A 23,265-nucleotide genomic window follows, 5' to 3' on the forward strand; every position below is an offset into this window, starting at 1 on the left:
GCGAGCTGCTCCTCGGACGCCTTCTCCTCGCCCTCCATGGTCTTGCCGCCGCCGGCCAGCAGGTAGGGCGCCTTGGCGTGCGCGTGGTCGCGCAGCGACATGATCAGGAGCTTGGGGGAGAGGGGCTTGCCGGTGTTCCAGGCGGGGCACTGCGACTGGCAGCGGCCGCACTCGGTGCAGGTGGAGAAGTCCAGCAGGCCCTTCCAGGAGAACTGCTCGACCTGGGAGACGCCGAAGACGTCGTCGTCACCGGGGTCGGTGAAGTCGATCGGCTTGCCGCCGGAGGTCATCGGCTGCAGGGCGCCCAGGGCGGTGCCGCCGTCGGCCTCGCGCTTGAACCAGATGTTGGGGAACGCCAGGAAGCGGTGCCAGGCCACGCCCATGTCGATGTTGAGCGAGACGGTGATCATCCAGATCAGCGAGGTGCTGATCTTGATCATGGCGACGAAGTAGACCAGGTTCTGCAGCACGCCGACGGACAGGCCCTTGAAGGCCAGGACCAGCGGGTACGAGGCGAAGTAGGCGGCCTCGTAGCTCTCCACGTGGTGCAGGGCGCCCTCGAGGCCGCGCAGGACGTAGATCGCCAGGCCGATGGTGAGGATGACGTACTCGACGAAGTACGCCTGCCAGGCGGTGGAGCCGGTGAAGCGGGACTTTCGGCCGGCCCGGGAGGGCAGGTTCAGCAGCCGGATCACCATGAGCACGGCGATGCCGATCACCGTCATGACACCGATGAACTCGATGTACATCTCGAACGGCAGGAAGCCGCCGAGGACCGGGAGCACCCAGTCGGCCTCGAAGAGCTGGCCGTACGCCTGGGCGAGGGTCGGCGGCAGCGTCAGGAAGCCGATCGCGACGAACCAGTGGGCGACACCGACGATGCCCCACCTGTTCATGCGGGTGTGGCCGAGGAACTCCTTCACCAGGGTCACACTGCGCTGGTAGGGATTGTCGGTCCGGGTGCCGGCCGGGACCGGCTGGCCCAGCCTGAAGTACCGGACGAACTGGCCGATCGCGCGTGCGATGAGCGCAACGCCGACCACGGTCAGTACCAGCGACACGATGATCGCGGCGAGTTGCATGGGGGCTCCTCGGGCCTGCGAGGGGTTTGGTGAGGGTCGTCCTCGGGGTGCTCCATGACGGGCTTCCCCGAGATTACTAAGCGGTAACTTATGCAGTCCGTTTGAGACTACCCCTATCTTCAGCCGCACTGTAGCCGGGCGCGGGGTGATCTGAGTCGCTGAGGGTTGCCTGAGAGGGCACCCGGAGGGCGCCCGCGCGGGGCGGTGACCAGATCGCCGCAAAAGGGGGCATCGCCCTCTAACCTATCCCCGGAGGCCGCGCATGCGACGTGCGGCCCCGCGGCTTCCCGGCTCTGTTCCCGGCTCTGCCCTGGCCCTTGTCCGGCTCCCTCGGCGGCGCCCGCTCGCGCGTGTGCGGCGGTTGCGCGTAAGGAACGGATAAGAGTTGAGCCCAGCCGACTCAGCTCTGTTGATTCTGCGCGGCGAGTCAGGCATGCTTGAGTCTGATCCACTCAAGTCAGCTGGAGGAATCGAAATGGCACGTGCGGTCGGCATCGACCTGGGCACGACTAACTCCGTCGTCAGCGTTCTGGAGGGCGGCGAGCCCACCGTCATCACCAACGCCGAGGGCGCCAGGACCACGCCGTCCGTCGTCGCCTTCGCCAAGAACGGTGAGGTGCTGGTCGGCGAGGTGGCCAAGCGCCAGGCGGTCACCAACGTCGACAGGACCATCCGGTCGGTCAAGCGCCACATGGGCACCGACTGGAAGATCAACCTGGACGGCAAGGACTTCAACCCGCAGCAGATGAGCGCCTTCGTGCTGCAGAAGCTGAAGCGGGACGCCGAGGCGTACCTGGGCGAGAAGGTGACCGACGCGGTCATCACCGTCCCGGCGTACTTCAACGACGCCGAGCGCCAGGCCACCAAGGAGGCCGGTGAGATCGCCGGTCTCAACGTGCTGCGGATCGTCAACGAGCCGACGGCCGCCGCCCTGGCCTACGGCCTGGACAAGGACGAGCAGGTCATCCTGGTCTTCGACCTCGGTGGCGGTACGTTCGACGTCTCCCTGCTGGAGATCGGTGACGGCGTCGTCGAGGTCAAGGCGACGAACGGCGACAACCACCTCGGTGGTGACGACTGGGACCAGCGCGTCGTCGACTACCTGGTGAAGCAGTTCCAGTCCGGCCACGGCGTGGACCTGTCCAAGGACAAGATGGCGCTGCAGCGCCTGCGTGAGGCCGCCGAGAAGGCCAAGATCGAGCTGTCCTCGTCGACCGAGACCACGATCAACCTGCCGTACATCACCGCGTCCGCCGAGGGTCCCCTGCACCTCGACGAGAAGCTCACCCGCGCGCAGTTCCAGCAGCTGACCGCGGACCTGCTGGAGCGCTGCAAGACGCCGTTCAACAACGTCGTCAAGGACGCCGGCATCCAGCTCAGCGAGATCGACCACGTCGTTCTCGTCGGTGGCTCCACCCGTATGCCCGCCGTCGCCGAGCTCGTCAAGGAGATGACCGGCGGCAAGGAGGCCAACAAGGGTGTGAACCCGGACGAGGTCGTCTCGATCGGTGCCGCGCTCCAGGCCGGTGTGCTCAAGGGCGAGGTCAAGGACGTCCTGCTGCTCGACGTCACCCCGCTGTCCCTCGGTATCGAGACCAAGGGCGGCATCATGACCAAGCTGATCGAGCGCAACACCACGATCCCGACCAAGCGCTCCGAGATCTTCACGACGGCCGAGGACAACCAGCCGTCCGTGCAGATCCAGGTCTACCAGGGCGAGCGCGAGATCGCCGCGTACAACAAGAAGCTGGGCATGTTCGAGCTGACCGGTCTGCCGCCGGCGCCCCGTGGCGTCCCGCAGATCGAGGTCTCCTTCGACATCGACGCCAACGGCATCATGCACGTCACGGCGAAGGACCTCGGCACCGGCAAGGAGCAGAAGATGACCGTCACCGGCGGCTCCTCGCTGCCGAAGGACGAGGTCGACCGGATGCGCCAGGAGGCCGAGAAGTACGCGGAGGAGGACCACGCCCGCCGCGAGGCCGCCGAGTCCCGCAACCAGGGCGAGCAGCTCGTCTACCAGACGGAGAAGTTCCTGGCCGACAACGCGGACAAGGTGCCCGGCGAGATCAAGACCGAGGTCGAGTCCGCCGTCGCCGAGCTGAAGGAGAAGCTCAAGGGCGACGACACCGCCGAGATCCGTACCGCCACCGAGAAGGTCGCGGCCGTCTCCCAGAAGCTGGGCCAGGCCATGTACGCCGACGCCCAGGGCGCGCAGGCCGCCGGTGCCTCCGCCGGAGCCGGTCCGGATGCCGGTGACGCCAAGGCGGACGACGATGTGGTCGATGCCGAGATCGTGGACGACGAACGCAAGGACGGTGCGGCGTGACGGAAGAGACTCCGGGCTTCGACGAGCAGCAGCAGCCGCAGCAGCCCGACGTTCCCGCCTCTTCCGACGACACCGAGCCGACGGCCGCCGCCACTCCCTCCTCCACCGAGGAGGGGGCGGCCGAGGTCGGGGACGCGGGTCAGAACGCGGGCCTGGTGGCCCAGCTGGACCAGGTGCGCACCGCGCTCAACGAGCGCACCGCGGACCTCCAGCGCCTCCAGGCCGAGTACCAGAACTACCGTCGCCGCGTGGAGCGGGACCGGGTCGCCGTGAAGGAGGCGGCGGTCGCCAACATCCTCGGCGAACTGCTGCCCGTGGTCGACGACATCGGCCGCGCGCGGGACCACGGCGAACTGGTCGGCGGGTTCAAGTCCGTCGCCGAATCGCTGGAGGGCACGCTCGCGAAGATGGGCCTGCAGCAGTTCGGCAAGGAGGGCGAGCCCTTCGACCCGACGATCCACGAGGCCCTGATGCACTCCTACGCCCCGGACGTCACCGAGACGACGTGCGTGGCGATCCTGCAGCCCGGGTATCGCATCGGCGAGCGCACCATCCGCCCCGCGCGGGTGGCCGTCGCCGAGCCCCAGCCGGGCGCGCAGCCGGCCAAGCAGGCCGAGGAGCAGCAGGCCGAGGCGGAGGACGACAAGGAGACCGGTGGCCCGGAGGAGGGCTGACGTCGCGAAGGACACGCGGAAGGAGGGACGTCGGGGATGAGCACGAAGGACTTCATCGAGAAGGACTACTACAAGGTCCTCGGCGTCCCCAAGGACGCCACCGAGGCCGAGATCAAGAAGGCGTACCGGAAGCTCGCCCGCGAGTTCCACCCGGACGCCAACAAGGGCAACGCCAAGGCGGAGGAGCGCTTCAAGGAGATCTCCGAGGCGAACGACATCCTCGGCGACCCCAAGAAGCGCAAGGAGTACGACGAGGCCCGCGCGCTGTTCGGCAGCGGCGGGTTCCGTCCCGGCCCCGGGGCGGGCGGCGGCTCCTTCAACTTCGACCTGGGCGACCTCTTCGGGGGCGCCCAGGGCGGCGGCCAGGCCGGGGCCGGCGGCTTCGGCGGCGGCCTCGGTGACGTCTTCGGGGGCCTGTTCAACCGGGGCGGCGCGGGCACCACGCGCACCCAGCCGCGGCGCGGGCAGGACATCGAGTCCGAGGTCACCCTCAGCTTCACCGAGGCGATCGAGGGCGCGACGGTCCCGCTGCGCATGTCCTCGCAGCAGCCCTGCAAGGCCTGTTCCGGCACCGGCGACAAGAACGGCACACCGCGCGTGTGCCCGACCTGCGTCGGTACCGGGCAGGTCGCGCGGGGCAGCGGGGGCGGCTTCTCCCTGACCGACCCGTGCCCCGACTGCAAGGGCCGCGGGCTGATCGCGGAGCACGCCTGCGACGTCTGCAAGGGCAGCGGCCGGGCCAAGTCCTCGCGGACCATGCAGGTGCGCATTCCCGCGGGCGTCAGCGACGGGCAGCGCATCCGGCTGCGCGGCAAGGGCGCCCCGGGCGAGCGCGGTGGTCCCGCGGGTGACCTGTACGTCGTCGTGCACGTCGGCACCCACCCGGTGTTCGGGCGCAAGGGCGACAACCTCACCGTCACCGTGCCGGTCACCTATCCGGAGGCGGCGCTCGGCGGCGAGATCCGGGTCCCGACCCTGGGAGGCCCTCCGGTCACGCTGAAGCTGCCGCCGGGCACGCCCAACGGCCGCACCATGCGGGCGCGGGGCAAGGGCGCGGTCCGCAAGGACGGCACCCGCGGTGATCTGCTGGTCACCGTCGAGGTGAGTGTTCCGGGGGACCTGTCGGGGAAGGCTCGCGACGCGCTGGAGGCGTATCGCGAGGCGACCGCGGACGAGGATCCGCGGGCGGATCTGTTCCAGGCCGCGAAGGGAGCTTGATACAGATGGACGGCCGTCGACGCAACCCGTATGAACTGACCCAGGACACTCCGGTCTACGTCATCTCGGTGGCGGCCCAGCTCTCCGGTCTGCACCCGCAGACCCTGCGTCAGTACGACCGTCTGGGGCTGGTGTCCCCGGACCGCACGGCCGGCCGGGGCCGGCGCTACTCGGCCCGCGACATCGAACTGCTCCGTCAGGTGCAGCAGTTGTCGCAGACCGAGGGCATCAACCTGGCCGGTATCAAGCGCATCATCGAACTGGAGAACCAGGTCGCCGCCCTCCAGGCCCGGGTGGCCGAGCTGGAGGACGCCGTGGACGGGGCCGCCGCGGCGATGCGTCAGCGCGAGGCCGCCGTGCACGCCTCCTACCGGCGTGACCTGGTGCCCTACCAGGAGGTCCAGCAGACCAGCGCGCTGGTGGTGTGGCGGCCGAAGCGGCAGCAGCAGGCCGACTGACACCGGCGGCCGGTGAAGACACGCGTGGAGCCCGGAGGTTCACCTGCCTCCGGGCTCCCGCGCGTGTGAAGGGTGCTGTGGCGCTTCCTCGACCGCCCACGCGCATTCCGCTCACGGCTGTGCGGGACGCATGCAGGGACGTCCGGAGAACCTCCATGCCCCCTTCGCGAGGCCCTCACGAGTTCAGCGGACCGTGATGTGTCCATCTCGTTAAGTGGTTCCACTTGACTCCAGTGGTGGCTGAAGCGTTGGCTTTCAGTCACAAGGGTCGCAAAGTTGTGCCCACGTCCCGAACGCACCCCGAAGTGAGCTGTCGCATGCGTCGCAATGCCATATCCGTCGTGGCTGTCACCTCGTTGTCCGTCGTGCTCGCCGGCTGCGGCATGCTCGACGCGACGGGAAGCAGCGACGACGCGAGTCCGGCCAAGGGCAACGACATCAGGGTCGGCCTGCTGCTCCCGGAGAAGTCCAACACCCGCTACGAGCAGTTCGACTACCCCATCTTCAAGAAGAAGGTGGACTCGCTCACCAACGGCAAGGGCAAGGTCGACTACGCCAACGCGGACGCGAGCGCGGACAAGCAGGCCGGGCAGATGCAGCGGATGATCGACGACAAGGTCGACGTCATCGTGCTCGACGCGGTCGACTCGAAGGCGATCGCCGACGGGGTGAAGCGGGCCAAGGACGCGGGCATCCCGGTCATCGCCTACGACCGGCTGGCCGAGGGCCCGATCGACGCGTACATCTCCTTCGACAACGAGCTGGTCGGCGAGGTGCAGGGACGCTCGCTGCTGGAGTCGCTCGGTGAGAAGGGCGACCTCACCGACAAGATCGTGATGATGAACGGCTCGTCGACGGACCCCAACGCCAAGCAGTTCAAGGCGGGCGCGCTGTCCGAGCTCAAGGGCAAGGTGACCATCGCCAAGTCCTACGACACCAAGGACTGGAAGCCGGAGAACGCCGAGGCCAACATGACCGAGGCGATCAACGCCATCGGCAAGGACGACATCGCCGCGGTCTACTCCGCCAACGACGGCATGGCCGGCGGCATCATCAAGGCCCTGCAGACCGCCGGGGTGACCGACATGCCCCCGATCACCGGCCAGGACGCCGAACTCGCGGCCGTGCAGCGCATCATCAGCGGCGAGCAGTACATGAGCGTGTACAAGTCCTACCCCGAAGAGGCGGAGAGCGCCGCCGAGATGGCGGTGGCGAAGGTCCAGGGCCGGTCCATCCAGTTCGACGCGCTGACCCGGGAGCGGGTGGACAGCCCCACGGACAAGAACATCCCGGCCCAGCTCGTGCCCGTGGTGGCGCTGACGCAGGACAACATCGAGGACACCGTCATCGCCGACGGCATCTACACCAAGTCGGACATCTGCACCGCCAAGTACAAGGCGGCGTGCAGCGCGATCGGTCTGAAGTAGACCCCCGCGCGGGAAGGCGCGGCCCCGGCCGGGGGGACGGCCGGAGCCGCGCGTTCAAGGAGCGGGGGAATCGGGCGGACACTCCTCGCCCAGCAGCCTGAGCCACTCCCGCTCCCGGTCCGTGAACAGACCCGGACCGGGAGCGGACACGACGCGTTCCGTGCCGTGCACCTCGGGCGGCGGAGCGGCCGACGCCGCCCGGGTGCCCGGCTGTTCGCTTTCCCACCTGGTCACAGTGGTGCGCACCTTCCCCCGTCACGCGTCGCTCCCGGGACCGCCGGCGCGGCGGTCCCGGGGCGGTTTCCCCCGGTGCACCGACCTTGGCACCGGCCGTGCGCCGTCACCACCCTCATCTTGTTGCGGCACGTCATACCTGAGAGGGGGAATACCGGGACGGATGGGGACTTCTCGTGACCGGCGCGTGCGGGAGTCGTGTTGCGGATCACGTTCCGTCCGCGCATAGTTGCGCTTCGGAATGCGGCGCAACCGGGGGTGGGACGGGCGATGGCCGGGCACGGGACGGACGGGCATCCGCACGGTGCTGACCGGCTGTGCGAGGCCGGGGACCGCGTCTACTCCCGCGCCGTGCGCCGCGGACGGGTGCCGCGCCGGGACGCGGAGCCCGTGCCGTGCCTGCTGGAACTGGCCCTGCTGCACCCCGATCCGGACGACATGGACTGGCTGGTGCCGACCTCCCCGCAGGAGGTCATGACCCGGCTGCTGCGCGGCATGTACGACGAGGTCAGTGAGAGCCAGCGCCGGGTCGGGGCGGCCGTGGAGGCGTTCGAGTGGTACGCCGGTCTGGGCCGCCACGTGCCGCCGGCGGTGTCGGCGGAGGGCCCGGCGATCCGGGTGCTGGACGGACTGGCCCGCATCCAGGCCGCGATGGACGAGGCGACGCAGGCGTGCACCGCCGAGGTGCTGACCGTGCAGCCCGGCGGCATCCGGCGGGAGGCGGAGCTGTCGGAGGGCATGCACCGGGCGATGGCGCTGCGGGGCCGCGGCGTGCGCATGCGGGACCTGTACACGCATGTGGCGCGGCACGGCCACGGGTTGCTCTCCTACCTGGAGCTGATGGGCGACGCGGTCGAGGCACGCACGCTCGACGAGGTGATCGAGCGGCTGATCCTCTTCGACCGCACGGTCGCCTTCATCCCCGCCAACTCCGAGCGCACGATGGCGCTGGAGCTGCGGCACCCGGCGCTGGTGGAGTACCTGGGCACGGTCTTCGAGCGCCTGTGGCGGCTGGCCATCCCGTTGACGGCCCCGCTGCCCGACACCGGCATCGAGGGCATCTCGCACCGCGAGCAGTCCATCGCGGCGCTGCTGGCGGAGGGCCACCAGGACGCGGTCATCGCCGAGCGCCTCGGCATCAGCGTGCGCACCTGCCGCGCGCACATCGCCCGGCTCTCCGAGACCCTGGGCGCGGCCAGCCGCACGCAGTTGGGTGTCCGCATCGCCCAGGCCGGCCTGGACGGCCCCCGGCCCCGACCGGCGGCCCCGCTCACGGTTCCGGGTCGAGGATCCCCGAGCGTGCGATGAGATAGCCGAGCTGCGCCCGGCTGCTGCTGCCCAGGGTGGCGGCCAGCTTGGCGATGTGGACGCGGGCGGTACGGATGTTCATGCCGAGGCGTTCGGCGATGACGGCGTCGGTGTGGCCCTCGGTGAGGAGTTCGGCGATGGCGCGCTGGCGGGGGGTGACGCCGTTGCGTGCGGGCTGCTCGACCGCGCCCGCCCGCGGGTGCATCGGGCTGGCCAGCCGCCACAGGCGCTCGAAGACGGTGCCCAAGTACTCCACGATCGCCGGGTGGCGGATCTCCAGGGCCAGGGTCTGGTCGGAGTTGGCGGGGATGAAGGCCACGGTGCGGTCGAGGACGATGAGCCGTTCGGTGACCTCGTCCAGCGTGCGGGCCTCGACGTCGCCCCGCAGGCTCTCGTAGCGGGCGGTGATGGACGGGAAGTGGCGCAGGGTGTGCTGGTAGAGGGTGCGGATGCGGGCCCCGCGGTCCAGCAGCGCCTGGTCCCGGGGCAGGGCGATCGCGTCGGCGGCCTCGCCCCGCTTGCTGGTGCGTCCGGTACGGGGCTGGACGGCGAGGAGTTCCTCGGAGGTGTTCTCCATGGCCTCCCCGATGGCCTGGTTGATGCCCGGCCGCCCGCTGATCACGCGCAGGCTCTCGGACGCCGTGGCGGCCGTGCCGCCCAGCGCGAGGCCGATGAGCGGGCGGAAGGTCTCGGCGAGCTGTTCCTCGCGGCGTCGTTCGCGGGCGATCCGCTCACCGGAGACGCGCAGCATCCGGTGCAGGGCGGCGGCCGGGGCGACCGGTTCGAGCCGGCCGGGGTCGCCGACAGCCGGATGCAGCAGGGAGAGGTCGAGCAGGCAGGGCGCCGTGCGGGCCCGGGCGGCGGGCACGTGGCCCGAGCGCAGTGCGTCGGCGTACAGCTCCACCGCCTCGTCGCAGAGCTCCTCGGCCGGGTGGTCGTGCTGGGGTGCGGTCATGTGCGGCTGGTCCGTCCCGGTCTCAGTGTTCCTGCTTCAGGATCCCCGACTGCGCGATGAGATAGCCGAGTTGGGCTCGGCTGCCGCTGCCGAGGGCCGTGGCCAGTTTGGCTATGTGGGCCCGGCAGGTGCGGACGTTCATCCCGAGCCGGCGGGCGATGGCCTCGTCGACATGACCCTCCACCAGCAGCTTCGCGATCGAGTGCTGGATCTCGGAGATGCCGTCGGAGGCGGCCTCGTAGGGGGCGCCGGTGCTCATCGGGACCGCGCGGTCCCAGAGGTACTCGAAGACCTTGATCAGGTAGCGGACGATGCCGGGGTGACGCAGCTCCAGGGCGACCTGCTGGTCGTCGCGGGCCGGGATGAAGGCGACCGCCTCGTCGCAGATGATGAGCCGCTCCACCAGCTCGTCGATGGTGCGGTACTCCACCTTGCCCTCGGACAGCCGCGCGACGTAGGACAGCTTCTCCGGGTTGTAGCGGGCGGTGTGCTGGTAGAGGCTGCGGACCTTCACGCCGCGTTCGATCAGCGGCTTGTCGCGTTCCAGGCTGCGCAGCAGGCTGCTCTCGGAGACGCGGTCGCTGGGCTGGACCGTCAGCAGTTCGCTGCGGCACTGGGTGGTGGCCAGATTGAGTGCCGCGTTGATCCGCTCCCCGCCCTCCAGCACGGTGATGGAGTCGCTCGTCGACGCGGTCTGCATACCGAGTGCCATGAACGGTTCGAAGGCGTCGGCGAGTTGCACCGATCGGCGCCGGCGTTCGGTGATCTCCCGCTCGATGGGGTGGAGGCGCTGGGCCAGCGCCACGGCGGGTGGAATGGGCCGCAACCAGGTGGGATCGTCAGGGTCGGGGTGCAGCAGGGCGAGCTCCACCAGGCAGGGAGCCGGCTCCGTGTCCACACGTGCTATGCGCCCGGCACGCAGTGCCGTGGTATAGAGGCGGCTGCCCTCCTCACAGAGCTCCGTGATCGAGTGGGGATGTGTGCCCTTCGCCCCATTCGTACCCAAATCTCCACCCCCCAGGGTCCTGAACATGCAGGAACATGATGCACCGATTGTGTGGCCATGACGTGCCCGAATGAGCCATCGTCTTATGTGACGGGGGATAGAGGGGACCATCAAGTGAGGACGAAGCCGACTATGCGTAACAGAATGCTTCGCTCGGTGCTTGTCGCCACCTTCTCCGCCGTTGTGGCTCTCGGAACGCTGAGTGGCCTCTCCGATGAGAAGGACGATATTCGGGCGAACACGCAGTGGCCGGCGGTAGCCGTGGATTCCACGGTGGCCGGCAACACCCAATGGCCGAGCCCTGGGGCCGACGGAGCCGGGAGCTGACGTGACCACTCCACCCGACGACCGCTCCTTCCGCAGGGAGATGGCCACCGCCTACCGGTCCGGCTGGCACTTCATCGACCTGGTCACCGCCATCCCCCACAGCGGTGACTCGTTGATGGTGACGGTGTTCGGCGAACCGGTGGTGGTCACGCGGGACGAGGACGGTGACGTACGGGCGTACCGGTGTCTGCGCCGCCCCCGGGGCGCCCCCCAGCCCGTGCGGTGCGCCATCCGGTACGGAATGATCTTTGTGAACCTGGACCAGCGGGACCATCAGCGGGTGGAGTCCGACTCCCCCGCGACCCGGACCATCTCGGCCACCCCCCGCAGTGCCTGACGCGATTCCCCCGTCGTAAAAGATCGCTCAGGTGCTTCCCCCCGCAGCGGCGTCACCGTGACCTGAACACGGTGACGCCGCTGCAGTTCGGGCGGACATGTGCGGCTATGGGGCGGCCCGCCCGATGGCCGGAACCGATCGGCCGTCCGTGCGGCCGCCGTCCGCCGTGCCCGACACCCCGTGCGACCCGGCCGCCCTGCGCGCGCCGGGTCTTCGTGTTTGCCTGGTGCCCGGTGAGTGGTTGCGCGGCCCCGGGTGCGTCGAGTCACGCTGCCCCCGGCGCCGTAAGAAGGGGCGAGTTACGCGGCCCCCGGCGCCGTAAGCGAGCCTCCCGGCCCCCGGCCCCGTTAACGAGTCGCCCGGCCCCCGGCGCCGTCAGAAGAGGCGACTGCCCCGATGGGGGCGGTCATGGTGCCGTGCGCGCCGGGAACTCGCCCGTTGTACCCCTCGTTCTGGCCTTGAGTGGAATAGACTCAAGTTTATGTACGTTGACCGAGTCAGCCACGAAGGCCGCTGAAGGGTCACCGCAAGGAGGAGAACGGACACGTGGACGCCGAGCTGACCAACCGGAGCCGGGACGCGATCAACGCCGCCGGCAACCGCGCCGTGACCGAGGGACACCCCGACCTCACCCCTGCCCACCTGCTGCTCTCGCTGCTCCAGGGGCAGGACAACGAGAACATCACGGACCTGCTCGCCGCGGTCGACGCCGACCAGGCGGCCGTGCGCTCCGGGGCCGAGCGCGTCCTCGCCGGCCTGCCGAGCGTCACCGGGTCCACGGTCGCCCCGCCCCAGCCCAACCGCGAGCTGCTCGCCGTCATCGCCGACGCCCAGGCCCGCGCCCGCGACCTCGGCGACGAGTACCTGTCCACCGAGCACCTGCTGATCGGCATCGCCGCCAAGGGCGGGGCCGCCGGTGAGGTGCTGTCCCAGCAAGGCGCCACGGCGAAGAAGCTGCAGGACGCCTTCCAGAAGACGCGGGGATCCCGCCGGGTGACCACCGCCGACCCCGAGGGCCAGTACAAGGCGCTGGAGAAGTTCGGCACCGACCTCACCGACGCCGCCCGGGAGGGCAGGCTGGATCCGGTCATCGGACGCGACCAGGAGATCCGGCGCGTCGTGCAGGTGCTGTCCCGGCGCACCAAGAACAACCCCGTCCTCATCGGTGAGCCCGGCGTCGGCAAGACCGCCGTCGTCGAAGGGCTCGCCCAGCGGATCGTCAAGGGCGACGTCCCCGAGTCGCTGAAGGACAAGCGGCTGGTGGCGCTCGACCTCGGGGCCATGGTCGCCGGTGCCAAGTACCGGGGCGAGTTCGAGGAGCGGCTGAAGACCGTCCTGGCGGAGATCAAGGAGTCCGACGGGCAGGTCGTCACCTTCATCGACGAGCTGCACACCGTCGTCGGCGCGGGCGCCGGCGGCGACTCCGCGATGGACGCGGGCAACATGCTCAAGCCGATGCTGGCCCGCGGCGAACTGCGCATGGTCGGCGCCACCACGCTGGACGAGTACCGCGAGCGGATCGAGAAGGACCCCGCGCTGGAGCGGCGCTTCCAGCAGGTGCTGGTCGCCGAACCGTCCGTGGAGGACTCCATCGCGATCCTGCGCGGGCTCAAGGGACGCTACGAGGCGCACCACAAGGTGCAGATCGCCGACAGCGCCCTGGTCGCCGCCGCGACCCTCTCCGACCGCTACATCACCTCCCGCTTCCTGCCCGACAAGGCCATCGACCTCGTCGACGAGGCCGCGTCCCGGCTGCGCATGGAGATCGACTCCTCGCCCGTCGAGATCGACGAACTCCAGCGCTCCGTCGACCGGTTGAAGATGGAGGAGCTGGCCATCGGCAAGGAGACCGACCCGGCCTCCCGGGAACGCCTGGAGAAACTGCGCCGCGACCTCGCCGACAAGGAGGAGGAGCTGCGGGGCCTGACCGCCCGCTGGGAGAAGGAGAAGCAGTCCCTCAACCGGGTCGGTGAGCTGAAGGAGAAGCTGGACGAGCTGCGCGGCCAGGCCGAACGGGCCCAGCGCGACGGCGACTTCGACACCGCCTCCAAGCTGCTCTACGGCGAGATCCCGTCCCTGGAACGGGACCTGGAGGCCGCCTCGGAGGCCGAGGAGGAGGTCGCCCGGGACACCATGGTCAAGGAGGAGGTCGGCTCCGACGACATCGCCGACGTCGTCGCCTCCTGGACCGGCATCCCCGCCGGCCGCCTGCTGGAGGGCGAGACGCAGAAGCTGCTGCGCATGGAGGACGAGCTCGGCAAGCGCCTCATCGGCCAGACCGAGGCCGTGCGGGCGGTGTCGGACGCGGTCCGGCGCTCCCGGGCAGGCGTCGCCGACCCCGACCGCCCCACCGGCTCCTTCCTCTTCCTCGGCCCGACCGGTGTCGGCAAGACCGAACTGGCCAAGGCCCTCGCCGACTTCCTCTTCGACGACGAGCGGGCGATGGTCCGCGTCGACATGTCCGAGTACAGCGAGAAGCACAGCGTGGCCCGGCTGGTCGGCGCCCCGCCCGGCTACGTCGGCTACGAGGAGGGCGGTCAGCTCACCGAGGCCGTGCGGCGCCGCCCGTACAGCGTGGTGCTGCTGGACGAGGTGGAGAAGGCCCACCCGGAGGTCTTCGACATCCTGCTCCAGGTGCTGGACGACGGCCGCCTCACCGACGGCCAGGGCCGCACCGTCGACTTCCGCAACACCATCCTGGTGCTGACCTCCAACCTGGGCAGCCAGTTCCTGGTGGACCCGCTGACCACAGAGACGGAGAAGAAGGAGCAGGTGCTGGAGGTGGTGAGGGCCTCCTTCAAGCCGGAGTTCCTCAACCGCCTCGACGACCTGGTGGTCTTCTCGGCGCTGACCAAGCCCGAGCTGGAGCGGATCGCCGCCCTCCAGATCGACCGGCTGGCCCGGCGGCTCGCCGAGCGCCGGCTCACCCTGGACGTCACCGACGAGGCACTGGCCTGGCTCGCCGACGAGGGCAACGATCCGGCCTACGGTGCCCGGCCGCTGCGCCGGCTCGTCCAGACCGCGATCGGGGACCGGCTCGCGAAGGAGATCCTCTCCGGCGAGATCCGGGACGGCGACACGGTGCGCGTCGACCGCTTCGGCGACGAGCTCATCGTGGGCCCGGCCACCGGCAAGACCCTGTAGGCACCCGGGCCGCCCGGTACACCGGGCCGGGCCCTGCGGCGACACCCCGCCGCGGGCCCGGCCAGACCCGTTTCCGGCCCGGTGTCCCCGTGTACGGTGGGCGCTCCCCTCAAGGGGTACCCGGGCCCCGGCAGGACCACTGACCGGATCATTGACCGGATCGAGTCAGCCGAGGGCTGACAGGCCCCGTCGGGGCTTGCCACGCCCCTCCCCGTATGGGAGAGGATGGCGGGATCCGTACGAAGGGAAAATCACGGTGAGCATCGACCCGTCCTCGATTCCAAGTTTCGGGGGCCAGCCCGAGCCGCAGCCCCAAGGACCGGCGGGCCCCGTCGTCCCGGATCAGGACCTCGTGAAGCAGCTCCTCGACCAGATGGAGCTGAAGTACGTCGTCGACGACGAGGGTGACCTCGCGGCGCCGTGGGAGCAGTTCCGTACCTACTTCATGTTCCGCGGTGAGGAGGAGCAGCAGATCTTCTCCGTGCGGACGTTCTACGACCGCCCGCACCAGATCGACGAGAAGCCCCAGCTGCTCGAGTCCGTCGACGACTGGAACCGCCGCACCCTGTGGCCGAAGGTCTACACGCACACCCACGACGACGGCACCGTCCGTCTGATCGGTGAGGCGCAGATGCTCATCGGCATGGGCGTCAGCCTGGAGCACTTCGTGTCGTCCACGGTGAGCTGGGTGCGGGCCGCCATCGAGTTCGACAAGTGGCTCGTGGAGCAGCTCGGCCTGGAGCAGGACATCAACGAGGCGGACAAGCCCGACGACGAGTGAATCGTCCGCCGGCGGACGGCCGCCGGCACCCGGCGCCGCGGCGCCCTGGGACACGTCTCCCGCCGCGCGCGGGGAGAGCCCGGCCCGACGGCCGGCCGTACTGGCCGGTCGAGGGGCCGGGCTCTGTCATGCCCGGCCCGCTACGCGGACGGCTGCCGCGCTCCCGCTCCCATCATCCCCAAGAATCCGGTCACGGCCCGGGCTTCGAAGATATCGAAACCCCGTCCACAGCCCGCTCACCCCCATGCGTCACGCATGATTTCCCCAGAAAAGAATGCCCATAAGGATCAGAATCCCGTATGCGACAGCAGCACCGATTCCCGGATTCCTGCCTTGCGTGACGGATCGCACAAGCATCACCAGAGCCGGTATCCATCCTGCGGCATACACAATCCACCCGGCCGTAGATACGGACGATCCGCCATCTGTCTTGAATATTATCCAGGCAGCGAAGACGAACAGCGCGGGCGCGGCCCAGAGGTTGCGCTCGATGGTTTCTTGTCGCTCCGACATGAGATCTCCTGAACCGTCACGTACTACTGGAAGTGGTTGACGAGGTAGGTGATGGCCTCGTCAATTACATATGCGGGACCGCCTTGATAGCCCATGTGAGCGAGGTGCTGGGCCTCCACGCCGCCCTGGGTGGTGGCAACGGGCGACGTGGATGCTGCGGGCATTGCCTCGGAGGGCATATGGGCTCGTGAGTCGCGCCGCGCTGCTGAGATCGCCGGGCACTTCTGGCCGGAAACCTCCGCCCGCTGGAATACCACTGCCACTACTACGTGCATCAGGTGTATCTCGCCTGGTCAAAGCGATGACATCCTCCCCGTAAGGACTCAAATAAGACCCCGTGAAGGAAGATAACAACAGCACACCTGGTCACCAGGAATGCACGCGCGTAGCTCGAACATTCACGCCAGCTTCAAAGCGGGGCAATCAGGGATGAATCGCCAACCGTCGGAAGTGGGATTCATGAGCGGGTGACATCACCGGCAGTCATCACCCCAGTTCACGAAGGAATGACGTGGTGTCACCCCTCCACGCAACAGCTACCGGCTGACCGGGACTCCGTCGATCTCGCATTCGGCCAGAATGATCACATGAGATCGAAGACGGGCGGGTATGTCCGGGACGACTCGGTCGTGCGTTCAGGGCGCCAAGCGGCGTAGGCGGCCGGCCGCCTGCTGAAGGACGACGTCCCTCTTGCAGAACGCGAACCGTACGAACGGCGCCCCCGTCTCCCGGTGGTCGTAGAAGACCGCGGTCGGGACGGCGACCACGCCCGCGCGTTCCGGCAGGGCCCGGCAGAAGGCGATGCCGTCGGTCTCGCCCAGGGGGCGGATGTCGGCGGTGATGAAGTAGGTGCCGGACGGGCGGAAGACCGAGAGGCCTGCCTCCTCCAGGCCGGCGGCGAGGAGGTCCCGCTTGCCGCGCAGGTCGTCCCGCAGCCCCGTGAAGTACGACTCCGGCAGCGCGAGCGCCTCCGCGACCGCGTACTGGAACGGGCCGGCGGAGACGTAGGTCAGGTACTGCTTGGCCGAGCGGACGGCCGTGACCAGTTCGGGGGATCCGGTGACCCAGCCGACCTTCCAGCCGGTGAAGGAGAAGGTCTTGCCGGCACTGGAGATGGTGACCGTGCGGTCCCGCATGCCGGGGAAGGTGGCCAGCGGGATGTGCTCGGCGTCGTCGAAGACCAGGTGCTCGTAGACCTCGTCGGTCACGACGAGGAGGTCCCGTTCCACGGCCAGCTCGGCGATCGACGCCAGCTCCGCGCGGGTGAGGACCGTGCCGGTGGGGTTGTGCGGGGTGTTGATCAGCAGCATGCGGGTGCGGTCGGTGACGGCGTCGCGCAGTTCGTCGAGGTCGAGCCGGAAGCGGCCGTCCCGGGGGCGCAGGGTGACCGGGACGCGGCGGCCGCCCGCCATGGCGATGCACGCCGCGTAGGAGTCGTAGTACGGCTCCAGGGCGATCACCTCGTCGCCGGGTTCCACCAGGGCGAGCAGGGCGGCGGCGATGGCCTCGGTGGCGCCGGCGGTGACCAGGACCTCGGTGTCGGGGTCCGGGGTGAGGCCGTAGCGGCGCTGCTGGTGGGCGGCGACGGCGGTGCGCAGTTCGGGGATGCCGGGGCCCGGCGGGTACTGGTTGCCGCGGCCGTCCCGCAGCGCGCGCACGGCGGCCTCCCTGACCTCTTCGGGACCGTCGGTGTCCGGGAAGCCCTGGCCGAGGTTGATCGACCCGGTGCTCAGCGCCAGGGCGGACATCTCGGCGAAGATCGTCGTCCCGAACTCGGCGAGGCGGCGGTTGAGGAGGGGGCGCGCGCTGGAGGTCATGGGCCATCCTGCGCCGAAGCCCGGAACTTCCTCAAGCGGGGCGGCCGTGGGCGTGGTGCGGTGACAGGGGCTGATGCCGGACGCATGCGCTCCGGAAATCTCTCCCTGTTCCACCCTCAGAACTTCCTCAACTCTGCTTTGGGCCGTGACGGCATCGGGCATCTCCCGCTCACACGCGTGAGCGAGGCACCCACGGGGGGCGCTTCGGGGGATCACGGGGGAACGGGAGGAGGGGCCTCATGGAAGCCCTCTACTGGGTCGTTGTCATGTTCGCGATCATCGGAGCGGTCGTGCTGTTCGGCACCCTGACATCCGGCGGAGCCAGGCGGGCCGGGCCCGCGTCCAGGCGGCGGCGGGAGAGCTGGTGGGCGACGGGAGACGGCGGGGCAGGCTCCGCCGGGTCGTCCTGCGGAGGAAGCGGCTCGTCCTGCGGAGGCGGGTCGTCCTGCGGGGGCGGGGGCGGATGCGGCGGCGGAGGGAGCTGAGCACCGGGGTGGTGTGAGGCTCGGTTCCGCCGCGGGGGGACGCATCGGCCACGGCGGGGTCCGCGCGGGGGGCGGACCCCGCCGCTGTGACCTCGCCGCTGTGGCGGCGCCGGCCGTGGACGACCGCACGGCCGGCCCCGTCGCTCCGGGTCCCGCCGGACGGTCCCGGAGAGCGCGTGTTCGAGCCGTGGGGGCGCACGGGGAGCAACAACGCGCGCAACATGATTGAACAGTTGAGCTGTATAGCCCTCTACGGGATGGAAACCGCCTGAACTTGGGTAAAAACGCTGTATCGGCGCCACGGTTCATGATTCCCTCTCAACCACCAACGCAGCCCTCGGACTTCCAGCGGAGCCCGTCCCGACCGGCCGACCGGTCTGACGGGCCGATTCCCGGTGCGACCGGGGTGCGCCGGACTCCCCCCCATTTCTTCCTCGTTGCGCGCTTGCGGAGCCGATCCATGCTCACGACCCTGAACACCGCCTACACCGACACGTGCGCGGCCGACCTCGCCTGGGCCCTGGGCCGCGAGCCGCTGCCCGCTCTGGCCACGCTCGATCTCGAACTGACCGGCGTGAAGCTCCAGATGCGCCTGCTCGGCGCGTCCCACCAGGTGCTCGTGGAGGAGGAGCGCGGACTGTGCTCGGAGACGGTGGCGTGCATCCCGGGCAGCAGTACGCCCCTGCCCCTGGGCGTCGCCAAGCGGGTGGGCGACTGGGAGTACGAGTTCGCGGCCCGGGTGGAGGTGCTCTCCCCGGGCTCGTTCGCGGGCCGCGCCCAGGAGTTGCTGGCACTGGTGGCCGACCACCCGCAGGGCCTGGCCGGGGTGTTCCCGGGCAGCCCGCACGCCTTCACCGCCCTGCTCGCCCAGCGCCACGAGGGCCAGGTGCACTGGCGGACCTGGCACGCCTACCCGCAGGACGGGCAGCTGGTGGCGACCCGGACCCGGGTGGGTACGCGGGTCAAGGCGGCCGTCTGAGGCGTGCGGCGCCGGCGGCGGACCGGGGGCGTGCGGCGCCTGCGGCGGAGAGGGCGGGCGGCCCGGGCGCGGCGCGGGTTCCTGCTCATCCCACTATCGGTCAGGAGTAAACCAGCACCACACGTGTGGGTGACGATCCGCACCGGAGGTGTGACGTAACGTCGCAGGGTGATCGAACCGCAGGCCCCCGCTCCGCCCCGCTCCGCAGCACCCGGGGGCGGGCCCTGCGGCTCCGGCGGAGGTCCGGGGTGCGGTCCGCCCCCGTTGCCCGTCCGGCAGGGCACCGGCCGGTTCCTGGTCCTGGCGGGCGTGTTCGTCTGTGCGGCCTGCGGACTCGTGTACGAGCTCGAACTGCTCGCGCTCGCCACGTACTTGATGGGCGACTCGGTCACCCACGCCTCGGTCGTGCTGTCCGTCATGGTGTTCGCGATGGGCATCGGCTCCCTGGCCGCCAAGCGGCTGCGGGGGAACGCGGCGGCCGGGTTCGGGGCCGTCGAGGCGGCGCTGGCCCTCATCGGCGGGTGCAGCGCCATGGCCCTGTACGCGGTCTACGCCTTCACCGGTGACTGGGGCGGCGCCTGGGTGAACGGCCCGCGCTGGCTCCTGGTCGCGTTCTCCCTGGCCACGGGTCTGCTCATCGGCGCCGAGGTGCCGCTGCTGATGGAGCTGATCCAGCGGATCCGGCGGCAGGACGCGGGCGGCGCGGTGGCCGACCTGTTCGCCGCGGACTACGTCGGCGCGCTGGTCGGCGGCCTCGCGTTCCCCTTCCTGCTGCTGCCGTTCCTGGGCCAGTTGACCGGCGCGCTGATCACGGGGGCCGTCAACGCGGTGGTCGGCGGGGCGCTGGTGCTCGGGCTGTTCCGGCAGGACCTCACCCGCCGGGACCGCCGGCTGCTGGTGGCGGCCAACGTCTGTGTGCTCGCCCTGCTCGCCTCGGCCGCCGTCCTCGTCGACGACTTCGAACGCGCCGCCCGGCACGCGATGTACGGCTCCGACGTCCGCGTCGCGCTGCGCACCGAGGTGCAGGAGGTGGTGCTCAGCGGAGGGCGGGACGGCCGGCCCCTCGACCTGTTCCTCGACGGGCGGCTGCGCATCAGCGGCCGCGACGCGCCCCGCTATGCCGAGGCGCTGGTGCACCCCGCGATGAACGGCCCGCACGCGCGCGTGCTCGTCCTCGGCTGCGGGGACGGGCTGGCCCTGCGGGAGGTGCTGCGGTTCGGGGGCGTGCACCGGGTCGACGTGGTCACCCGCGATCCGGAGGTGGTGCGGCTGGCCCGCACAGACCCGGCGCTCGCCGCGCTGAACGGGCGCGCGTTCGACGACCCCCGCGTCCACGTCATGGCCGACGATCCCTTCACCTGGCTGCGCGGCGGCCCCCGGGCCGCCTACGACGTGGTGGTCTCCGATCTGCAGCACCCCGCGATCACCGAGAGCAGCAAGCTGTACTCGCAGGAGTTCTACGGTCTGGCCCGGCGGGTGCTGGCGCCCGGCGGACGCCTCGTGGCGCACGCCGGGCCGGTCGCCGGCCGCCCCCGCATCCTGTGGACGGTGGAGTCGACGCTGCGCGCGGCCGGGTTCGGCACCAGCCCGTACCGGGTGACCGGCCGCCGGGCCGGTGCCGCCGGCCCCGACCGCACACCCAGGGGCGGGACGGGCGGCGACTGGGGGTTCGTCCTGGCCTCCCGTACCGGGTCCGCGCTGCGCCTGGACCCGTCCGGTCCCCGCCCGCACACCCTCACCGACGCCTCCCTCCACGCCGCGGCCCGGCAGGCCGCACGCACCCGCGTGCCCGGCCTGCCGCCCTCCACGCTGGTCCACCCGCGGTACGCCCGCTGACCCGCCGACGCCGGCCCGTGCCCCGACGCGCCGCGACTTCGCGCGGACGGGGGTGCAGCCCGGCGTCCCCTGGGTAGGCTCGGCACTCATGGAGCACGAGGTGTTCGTTCCGGTTCCGGTCGATCGGCTCAGAGCAGTGCTGGACGACCCCGCGCGGGTCGCCCGGGCGGTGCCCGGGCTCCAGCACGACGCCGGTGCGGAACCGGTCGCCGGCCGGCTGAAGGTCCGTATCGGCAGTCACTCCATCACCTACCGCGGCGCGGTGCGCGTCACCGGGCGGGACGACGGGTCCTACGAGGTGGAGGGCGACGCGGCGGAGACCCGCGGCACCGGCTCGGTGAAACTGACCGTGCGGCTGAGGCTGCGCGAGGCGGAGGGCGGCGCCGCGCTCACCGCTGACGGCACGGCGAGCGCCGACGGCCGGATCACCGGCCTCCCGCAGGACGCGGTGACCGCGGCGGTGACCCGGCTGCTGACCCGGTTCGCGGACAACCTGGCCACGGCCGCCCGCGAGGACGCGACACCGGACCCGTCGCCAGATGCGCCCCCGGCGCCCGACGCGTCCGCCCCGACGGTCGAGGCGGCGGCGGCCGAGGACTTCGCACCGGGCGCCACCGGCGACTTCGAGGCCGCCCCGGACGCGGACGACGCCCCGCCCCCCGACCCCGCCGCGGGTCTCGACGCCGAGGTCTCCCCGTCCGCCCTCGACCCGGTGGCCGAGGGGGAGGACGCGGAGGCCCGGGACGCCGTGGCGGAGGCCGCCCACGCGCGCCGCACGATGATCGGCCGCAGCGCCGAGGAGGTCGACCACGCCCCGCCGCGCGGCCGGTACGCCCCCGTGCCCGCACCGCAGACCGTGTCGCCGCCCACCCCGCTGCGCTGGGCGGCCCCGGCGGCGGCCCTCGCGGTCGCGTCCGCGGTCGTCGCCGTCCGGATCCTGCGCCGCCGCCGCTGACCGGCCCGGGCGGTCTTGATCAGCGCAGTAGGGTCGGTCCCGTGAGGAACGACGAGATCACGCTGACCGCGGGCGACGCGGAGGTGACCGTGCGGCCGGGCAACGGCGGCCGGGTCCAGGGGCTGCGGGTCGGCGGCACGGAGCTGCTGCGGCAGGGCGAGCGGTTCGGGTGCTTCCCGATGGTGCCCTGGTGCGGCCGGATCCGCGACGGCCGGTTCCGGGACGGCGCCACCGTGCACCAGCTGCCGCTGAACGCGCCGCCGAACGCCATCCACGGCACCGCCCGGGACGCCGCCTGGCGCACGGCCCGCGCGGGCGACGGCGAAGCCGTCCTCACCCACGACCTGGCCGATCCGTGGCCCTACCCCGGCCGCGTCACCCAGCAGATCGAGCTCGCCCCGGACTCCCTGACGCTGACCATGTCCGTGGAGACCTACGAGTCGTCCTTCCCGGCGCAGATCGGCTGGCACCCCTGGTTCCTCCGCAACCTCGGCGGTGCCGACGCGGTCCTGGACTTCGCGCCCGCCTGGCAGGAGGAACGCGGCGACGACCACCTGCCCACCGGCCGCCGCGTCGACCCGCGGCCGGGCCCCTGGGACGACTGCTTCGGCATGCCCGGCGGCGTCGACGTCACCCTGACCTGGCCCGGACAGCTGCGTCTGACGGTGACCAGCCGCGAGGAGTGGGTGGTGATCTACGACGAGCAGCGCGAGGCCGTGTGCGTGGAGCCGCAGACCGGGCCGCCCGACGGGCTGAACACCGCCCCGCGTCTGGTCACCCCGCTGGAGCCGCTGGAGGCCTCGACGACCTGGACGTGGGCCCGCCTTTAAGCTGGCTGCCATGACGGACACGCGCGGCGCGCTGCTGCAGCAGATCAAGGACAAGGCCGTGGTGCACGGCAAGGTGACGCTCTCCTCCGGTCTGGAGGCCGACTACTACGTCGACCTGCGCCGCGTCACCCTCGACGGCGAGGCCGCGCCGCTGGTCGGTCAGGTGCTGCTCGACCTGACCGAGGGGCTGGACTTCGACGCGGTGGGCGGCCTGACCATGGGCGCCGACCCGGTGGCCGCCGCGATGCTGCACGCCGCAGCGGCGCGCGGGAGGACGCTGGACGCCTTCGTCGTCCGCAAGGCCGCCAAGGCGCACGGCCTGCAGCGCCGCGTCGAGGGCCCGGACATCGCGGGCCGCCGGGTCCTGGTCGTCGAGGACACCTCCACCACCGGCGGCTCCCCCCTCACCGCGGTCGAGGCGGTGCGGGAGGCGGGTGCCGAGGTGGTGGCCGTCGCCACCATCGTCGACCGGGCGACCGGCGCCGCCGAGAAGATCCGGGACGGCGCGGGCGTGCCCTACCTGTTCGCGTACGCCAAGGACGAGCTCGGGCTGGACTGACCGGCCCGCCA

19 protein-coding genes and 1 pseudogene are annotated in these 23,265 nt (G+C 70.9%); 14 read left to right on the forward strand and 6 right to left on the reverse strand.

Going from position 1 to position 23,265, the window contains the following annotated elements; genetic code table 11:
- A pseudogene (locus tag ACIRPP_RS21855) lies at positions 1 to 1,082 on the reverse strand (Fe-S oxidoreductase); the annotation flags it as partial.
- A 475-nt stretch (positions 1,083 to 1,557) separates the two neighbouring features.
- Here ACIRPP_RS21855 and dnaK point away from each other — a divergent pair.
- From dnaK to ACIRPP_RS21880, 5 genes are all read left to right on the forward strand, one after another.
- Positions 1,558 to 3,411, forward strand: coding sequence for a molecular chaperone DnaK (gene dnaK / locus ACIRPP_RS21860; protein ID WP_164334036.1), 1,854 nt, complete (start codon positions 1,558 to 1,560; stop codon positions 3,409 to 3,411).
- On the forward strand, positions 3,408 to 4,085 hold the full coding sequence (gene grpE, locus ACIRPP_RS21865) for a nucleotide exchange factor GrpE (RefSeq protein WP_192229832.1): 678 nt from the start codon (positions 3,408 to 3,410) through the stop codon (positions 4,083 to 4,085). The genes dnaK and grpE overlap by 4 nt, the downstream gene beginning before the upstream one ends.
- A 36-nt stretch (positions 4,086 to 4,121) precedes the next feature.
- A complete protein-coding gene (dnaJ, locus tag ACIRPP_RS21870) occupies positions 4,122 to 5,303 on the forward strand; it encodes a molecular chaperone DnaJ (RefSeq protein ID WP_403645343.1) in 1,182 nt (393 codons plus the stop codon).
- Between the two features lie 5 nt (positions 5,304 to 5,308).
- On the forward strand, positions 5,309 to 5,761 hold the full coding sequence (locus tag ACIRPP_RS21875; RefSeq protein WP_164345840.1) for a heat shock protein transcriptional repressor HspR: 453 nt from the start codon (positions 5,309 to 5,311) through the stop codon (positions 5,759 to 5,761).
- A 305-nt stretch (positions 5,762 to 6,066) separates the two neighbouring features.
- Complete coding sequence (locus tag ACIRPP_RS21880) at positions 6,067 to 7,188, forward strand: sugar ABC transporter substrate-binding protein (protein ID WP_403645347.1); 1,122 nt, start codon at positions 6,067 to 6,069, stop codon at positions 7,186 to 7,188.
- A 54-nt stretch (positions 7,189 to 7,242) separates the two neighbouring features.
- On the opposite strand, the gene ACIRPP_RS21885 is transcribed toward ACIRPP_RS21880, so the two are convergent.
- Complete coding sequence (locus ACIRPP_RS21885; RefSeq protein ID WP_403645350.1) at positions 7,243 to 7,422, reverse strand: hypothetical protein; 180 nt, start codon at positions 7,420 to 7,422, stop codon at positions 7,243 to 7,245.
- 270 nt (positions 7,423 to 7,692) lie between these two features.
- Between ACIRPP_RS21885 and ACIRPP_RS21890 the strand changes: the two genes are divergently transcribed.
- The gene (locus tag ACIRPP_RS21890; protein WP_403645353.1) at positions 7,693 to 8,730 is read left to right on the forward strand and encodes a LuxR C-terminal-related transcriptional regulator; all 1,038 of its coding nucleotides are present in this window, start codon (positions 7,693 to 7,695) and stop codon (positions 8,728 to 8,730) included.
- On the opposite strand, the gene ACIRPP_RS21895 is transcribed toward ACIRPP_RS21890, so the two are convergent.
- Both ACIRPP_RS21895 and ACIRPP_RS21900 read right to left on the reverse strand, forming a co-directional pair.
- On the reverse strand, positions 8,693 to 9,685 hold the full coding sequence (locus ACIRPP_RS21895; protein WP_403645356.1) for a LuxR C-terminal-related transcriptional regulator: 993 nt from the start codon (positions 9,683 to 9,685) through the stop codon (positions 8,693 to 8,695). The genes ACIRPP_RS21890 and ACIRPP_RS21895 overlap by 38 nt on opposite strands.
- Positions 9,686 to 9,707: 22 nt before the next feature.
- Complete coding sequence (locus ACIRPP_RS21900; protein WP_403645358.1) at positions 9,708 to 10,718, reverse strand: helix-turn-helix transcriptional regulator; 1,011 nt, start codon at positions 10,716 to 10,718, stop codon at positions 9,708 to 9,710.
- Positions 10,719 to 11,058: 340 nt separating this feature from the next.
- Here ACIRPP_RS21900 and ACIRPP_RS21905 point away from each other — a divergent pair, with 340 nt between their 5' ends.
- The 3 genes from ACIRPP_RS21905 to ACIRPP_RS21915 all read left to right on the forward strand — a co-directional run bounded on the left by ACIRPP_RS21905 (position 11,059) and on the right by ACIRPP_RS21915 (position 15,280).
- Positions 11,059 to 11,355, forward strand: coding sequence for a (2Fe-2S)-binding protein (locus ACIRPP_RS21905; RefSeq protein WP_192229836.1), 297 nt, complete (start codon positions 11,059 to 11,061; stop codon positions 11,353 to 11,355).
- A gap of 546 nt (positions 11,356 to 11,901) precedes the next feature.
- Positions 11,902 to 14,499, forward strand: coding sequence for an ATP-dependent chaperone ClpB (clpB, locus tag ACIRPP_RS21910; RefSeq protein ID WP_403645361.1), 2,598 nt, complete (start codon positions 11,902 to 11,904; stop codon positions 14,497 to 14,499).
- A 256-nt stretch (positions 14,500 to 14,755) separates the two neighbouring features.
- On the forward strand, positions 14,756 to 15,280 hold the full coding sequence (locus tag ACIRPP_RS21915; RefSeq protein ID WP_403645364.1) for a YbjN domain-containing protein: 525 nt from the start codon (positions 14,756 to 14,758) through the stop codon (positions 15,278 to 15,280).
- Between the two features lie 249 nt (positions 15,281 to 15,529).
- On the opposite strand, the gene ACIRPP_RS21920 is transcribed toward ACIRPP_RS21915, so the two are convergent.
- Together ACIRPP_RS21920 and ACIRPP_RS21925 are read right to left on the reverse strand one after the other, a co-directional pair.
- The gene (locus ACIRPP_RS21920; RefSeq protein WP_403645367.1) at positions 15,530 to 15,793 is read right to left on the reverse strand and encodes a hypothetical protein; all 264 of its coding nucleotides are present in this window, start codon (positions 15,791 to 15,793) and stop codon (positions 15,530 to 15,532) included.
- Between the two features lie 635 nt (positions 15,794 to 16,428).
- Positions 16,429 to 17,610, reverse strand: coding sequence for a pyridoxal phosphate-dependent aminotransferase (locus ACIRPP_RS21925; RefSeq protein ID WP_403645370.1), 1,182 nt, complete (start codon positions 17,608 to 17,610; stop codon positions 16,429 to 16,431).
- 945 nt (positions 17,611 to 18,555) lie between these two features.
- On the opposite strand from ACIRPP_RS21925, the gene ACIRPP_RS21930 reads away from it, so the two are divergent.
- From ACIRPP_RS21930 to pyrE, 5 genes are all read left to right on the forward strand, one after another.
- Positions 18,556 to 19,074 carry a DUF2617 family protein gene (locus tag ACIRPP_RS21930; RefSeq protein WP_164337406.1) on the forward strand — a complete coding sequence of 173 codons (519 nt, stop codon included), beginning with the start codon at positions 18,556 to 18,558 and terminating at the stop codon, positions 19,072 to 19,074.
- A gap of 168 nt (positions 19,075 to 19,242) precedes the next feature.
- Complete coding sequence (locus tag ACIRPP_RS21935) at positions 19,243 to 20,910, forward strand: polyamine aminopropyltransferase (RefSeq protein WP_403645373.1); 1,668 nt, start codon at positions 19,243 to 19,245, stop codon at positions 20,908 to 20,910.
- A gap of 88 nt (positions 20,911 to 20,998) precedes the next feature.
- Positions 20,999 to 21,865: an SRPBCC family protein gene (locus tag ACIRPP_RS21940; RefSeq protein WP_403645376.1), complete on the forward strand. Its 867-nt coding sequence runs from the start codon at positions 20,999 to 21,001 to the stop codon at positions 21,863 to 21,865.
- Between the two features lie 41 nt (positions 21,866 to 21,906).
- Complete coding sequence (locus ACIRPP_RS21945) at positions 21,907 to 22,695, forward strand: aldose 1-epimerase (RefSeq protein WP_403645379.1); 789 nt, start codon at positions 21,907 to 21,909, stop codon at positions 22,693 to 22,695.
- 10 nt (positions 22,696 to 22,705) lie between these two features.
- On the forward strand, positions 22,706 to 23,254 hold the full coding sequence (gene pyrE, locus ACIRPP_RS21950) for an orotate phosphoribosyltransferase (RefSeq protein WP_403645381.1): 549 nt from the start codon (positions 22,706 to 22,708) through the stop codon (positions 23,252 to 23,254).
- The last annotated feature ends 11 nt before the right edge of the window (positions 23,255 to 23,265 follow it).

The sequence above is a fragment of the Streptomyces sp. NPDC101219 genome (assembly GCF_044767675.1).
GTDB lineage: Bacteria > Actinomycetota > Actinomycetes > Streptomycetales > Streptomycetaceae > Streptomyces.

Excerpts from the sequence above, each read along its gene's own strand:
- ACIRPP_RS21930 (WP_164337406.1), top strand. The coding sequence starts at position 18,556 with ATGCTCACGACCCTGAACACCGCCTACACCGACACGTGCGCGGCCGAC.
- ACIRPP_RS21925 (WP_403645370.1), bottom strand. The coding sequence starts at position 17,610 with ATGACCTCCAGCGCGCGCCCCCTCCTCAACCGCCGCCTCGCCGAGTTC.
- pyrE (WP_403645381.1), top strand. The coding sequence starts at position 22,706 with ATGACGGACACGCGCGGCGCGCTGCTGCAGCAGATCAAGGACAAGGCC.
- ACIRPP_RS21875 (WP_164345840.1), top strand. The coding sequence starts at position 5,309 with ATGGACGGCCGTCGACGCAACCCGTATGAACTGACCCAGGACACTCCG.
- ACIRPP_RS21895 (WP_403645356.1), bottom strand. The coding sequence starts at position 9,685 with ATGACCGCACCCCAGCACGACCACCCGGCCGAGGAGCTCTGCGACGAG.
- ACIRPP_RS21920 (WP_403645367.1), bottom strand. The coding sequence starts at position 15,793 with ATGTCGGAGCGACAAGAAACCATCGAGCGCAACCTCTGGGCCGCGCCC.
- ACIRPP_RS21890 (WP_403645353.1), top strand. The coding sequence starts at position 7,693 with ATGGCCGGGCACGGGACGGACGGGCATCCGCACGGTGCTGACCGGCTG.
- ACIRPP_RS21905 (WP_192229836.1), top strand. The coding sequence starts at position 11,059 with ATGGCCACCGCCTACCGGTCCGGCTGGCACTTCATCGACCTGGTCACC.
- ACIRPP_RS21900 (WP_403645358.1), bottom strand. The coding sequence starts at position 10,718 with ATGTTCAGGACCCTGGGGGGTGGAGATTTGGGTACGAATGGGGCGAAG.
- dnaJ (WP_403645343.1), top strand. The coding sequence starts at position 4,122 with ATGAGCACGAAGGACTTCATCGAGAAGGACTACTACAAGGTCCTCGGC.
- ACIRPP_RS21940 (WP_403645376.1), top strand. The coding sequence starts at position 20,999 with ATGGAGCACGAGGTGTTCGTTCCGGTTCCGGTCGATCGGCTCAGAGCA.
- dnaK (WP_164334036.1), top strand. The coding sequence starts at position 1,558 with ATGGCACGTGCGGTCGGCATCGACCTGGGCACGACTAACTCCGTCGTC.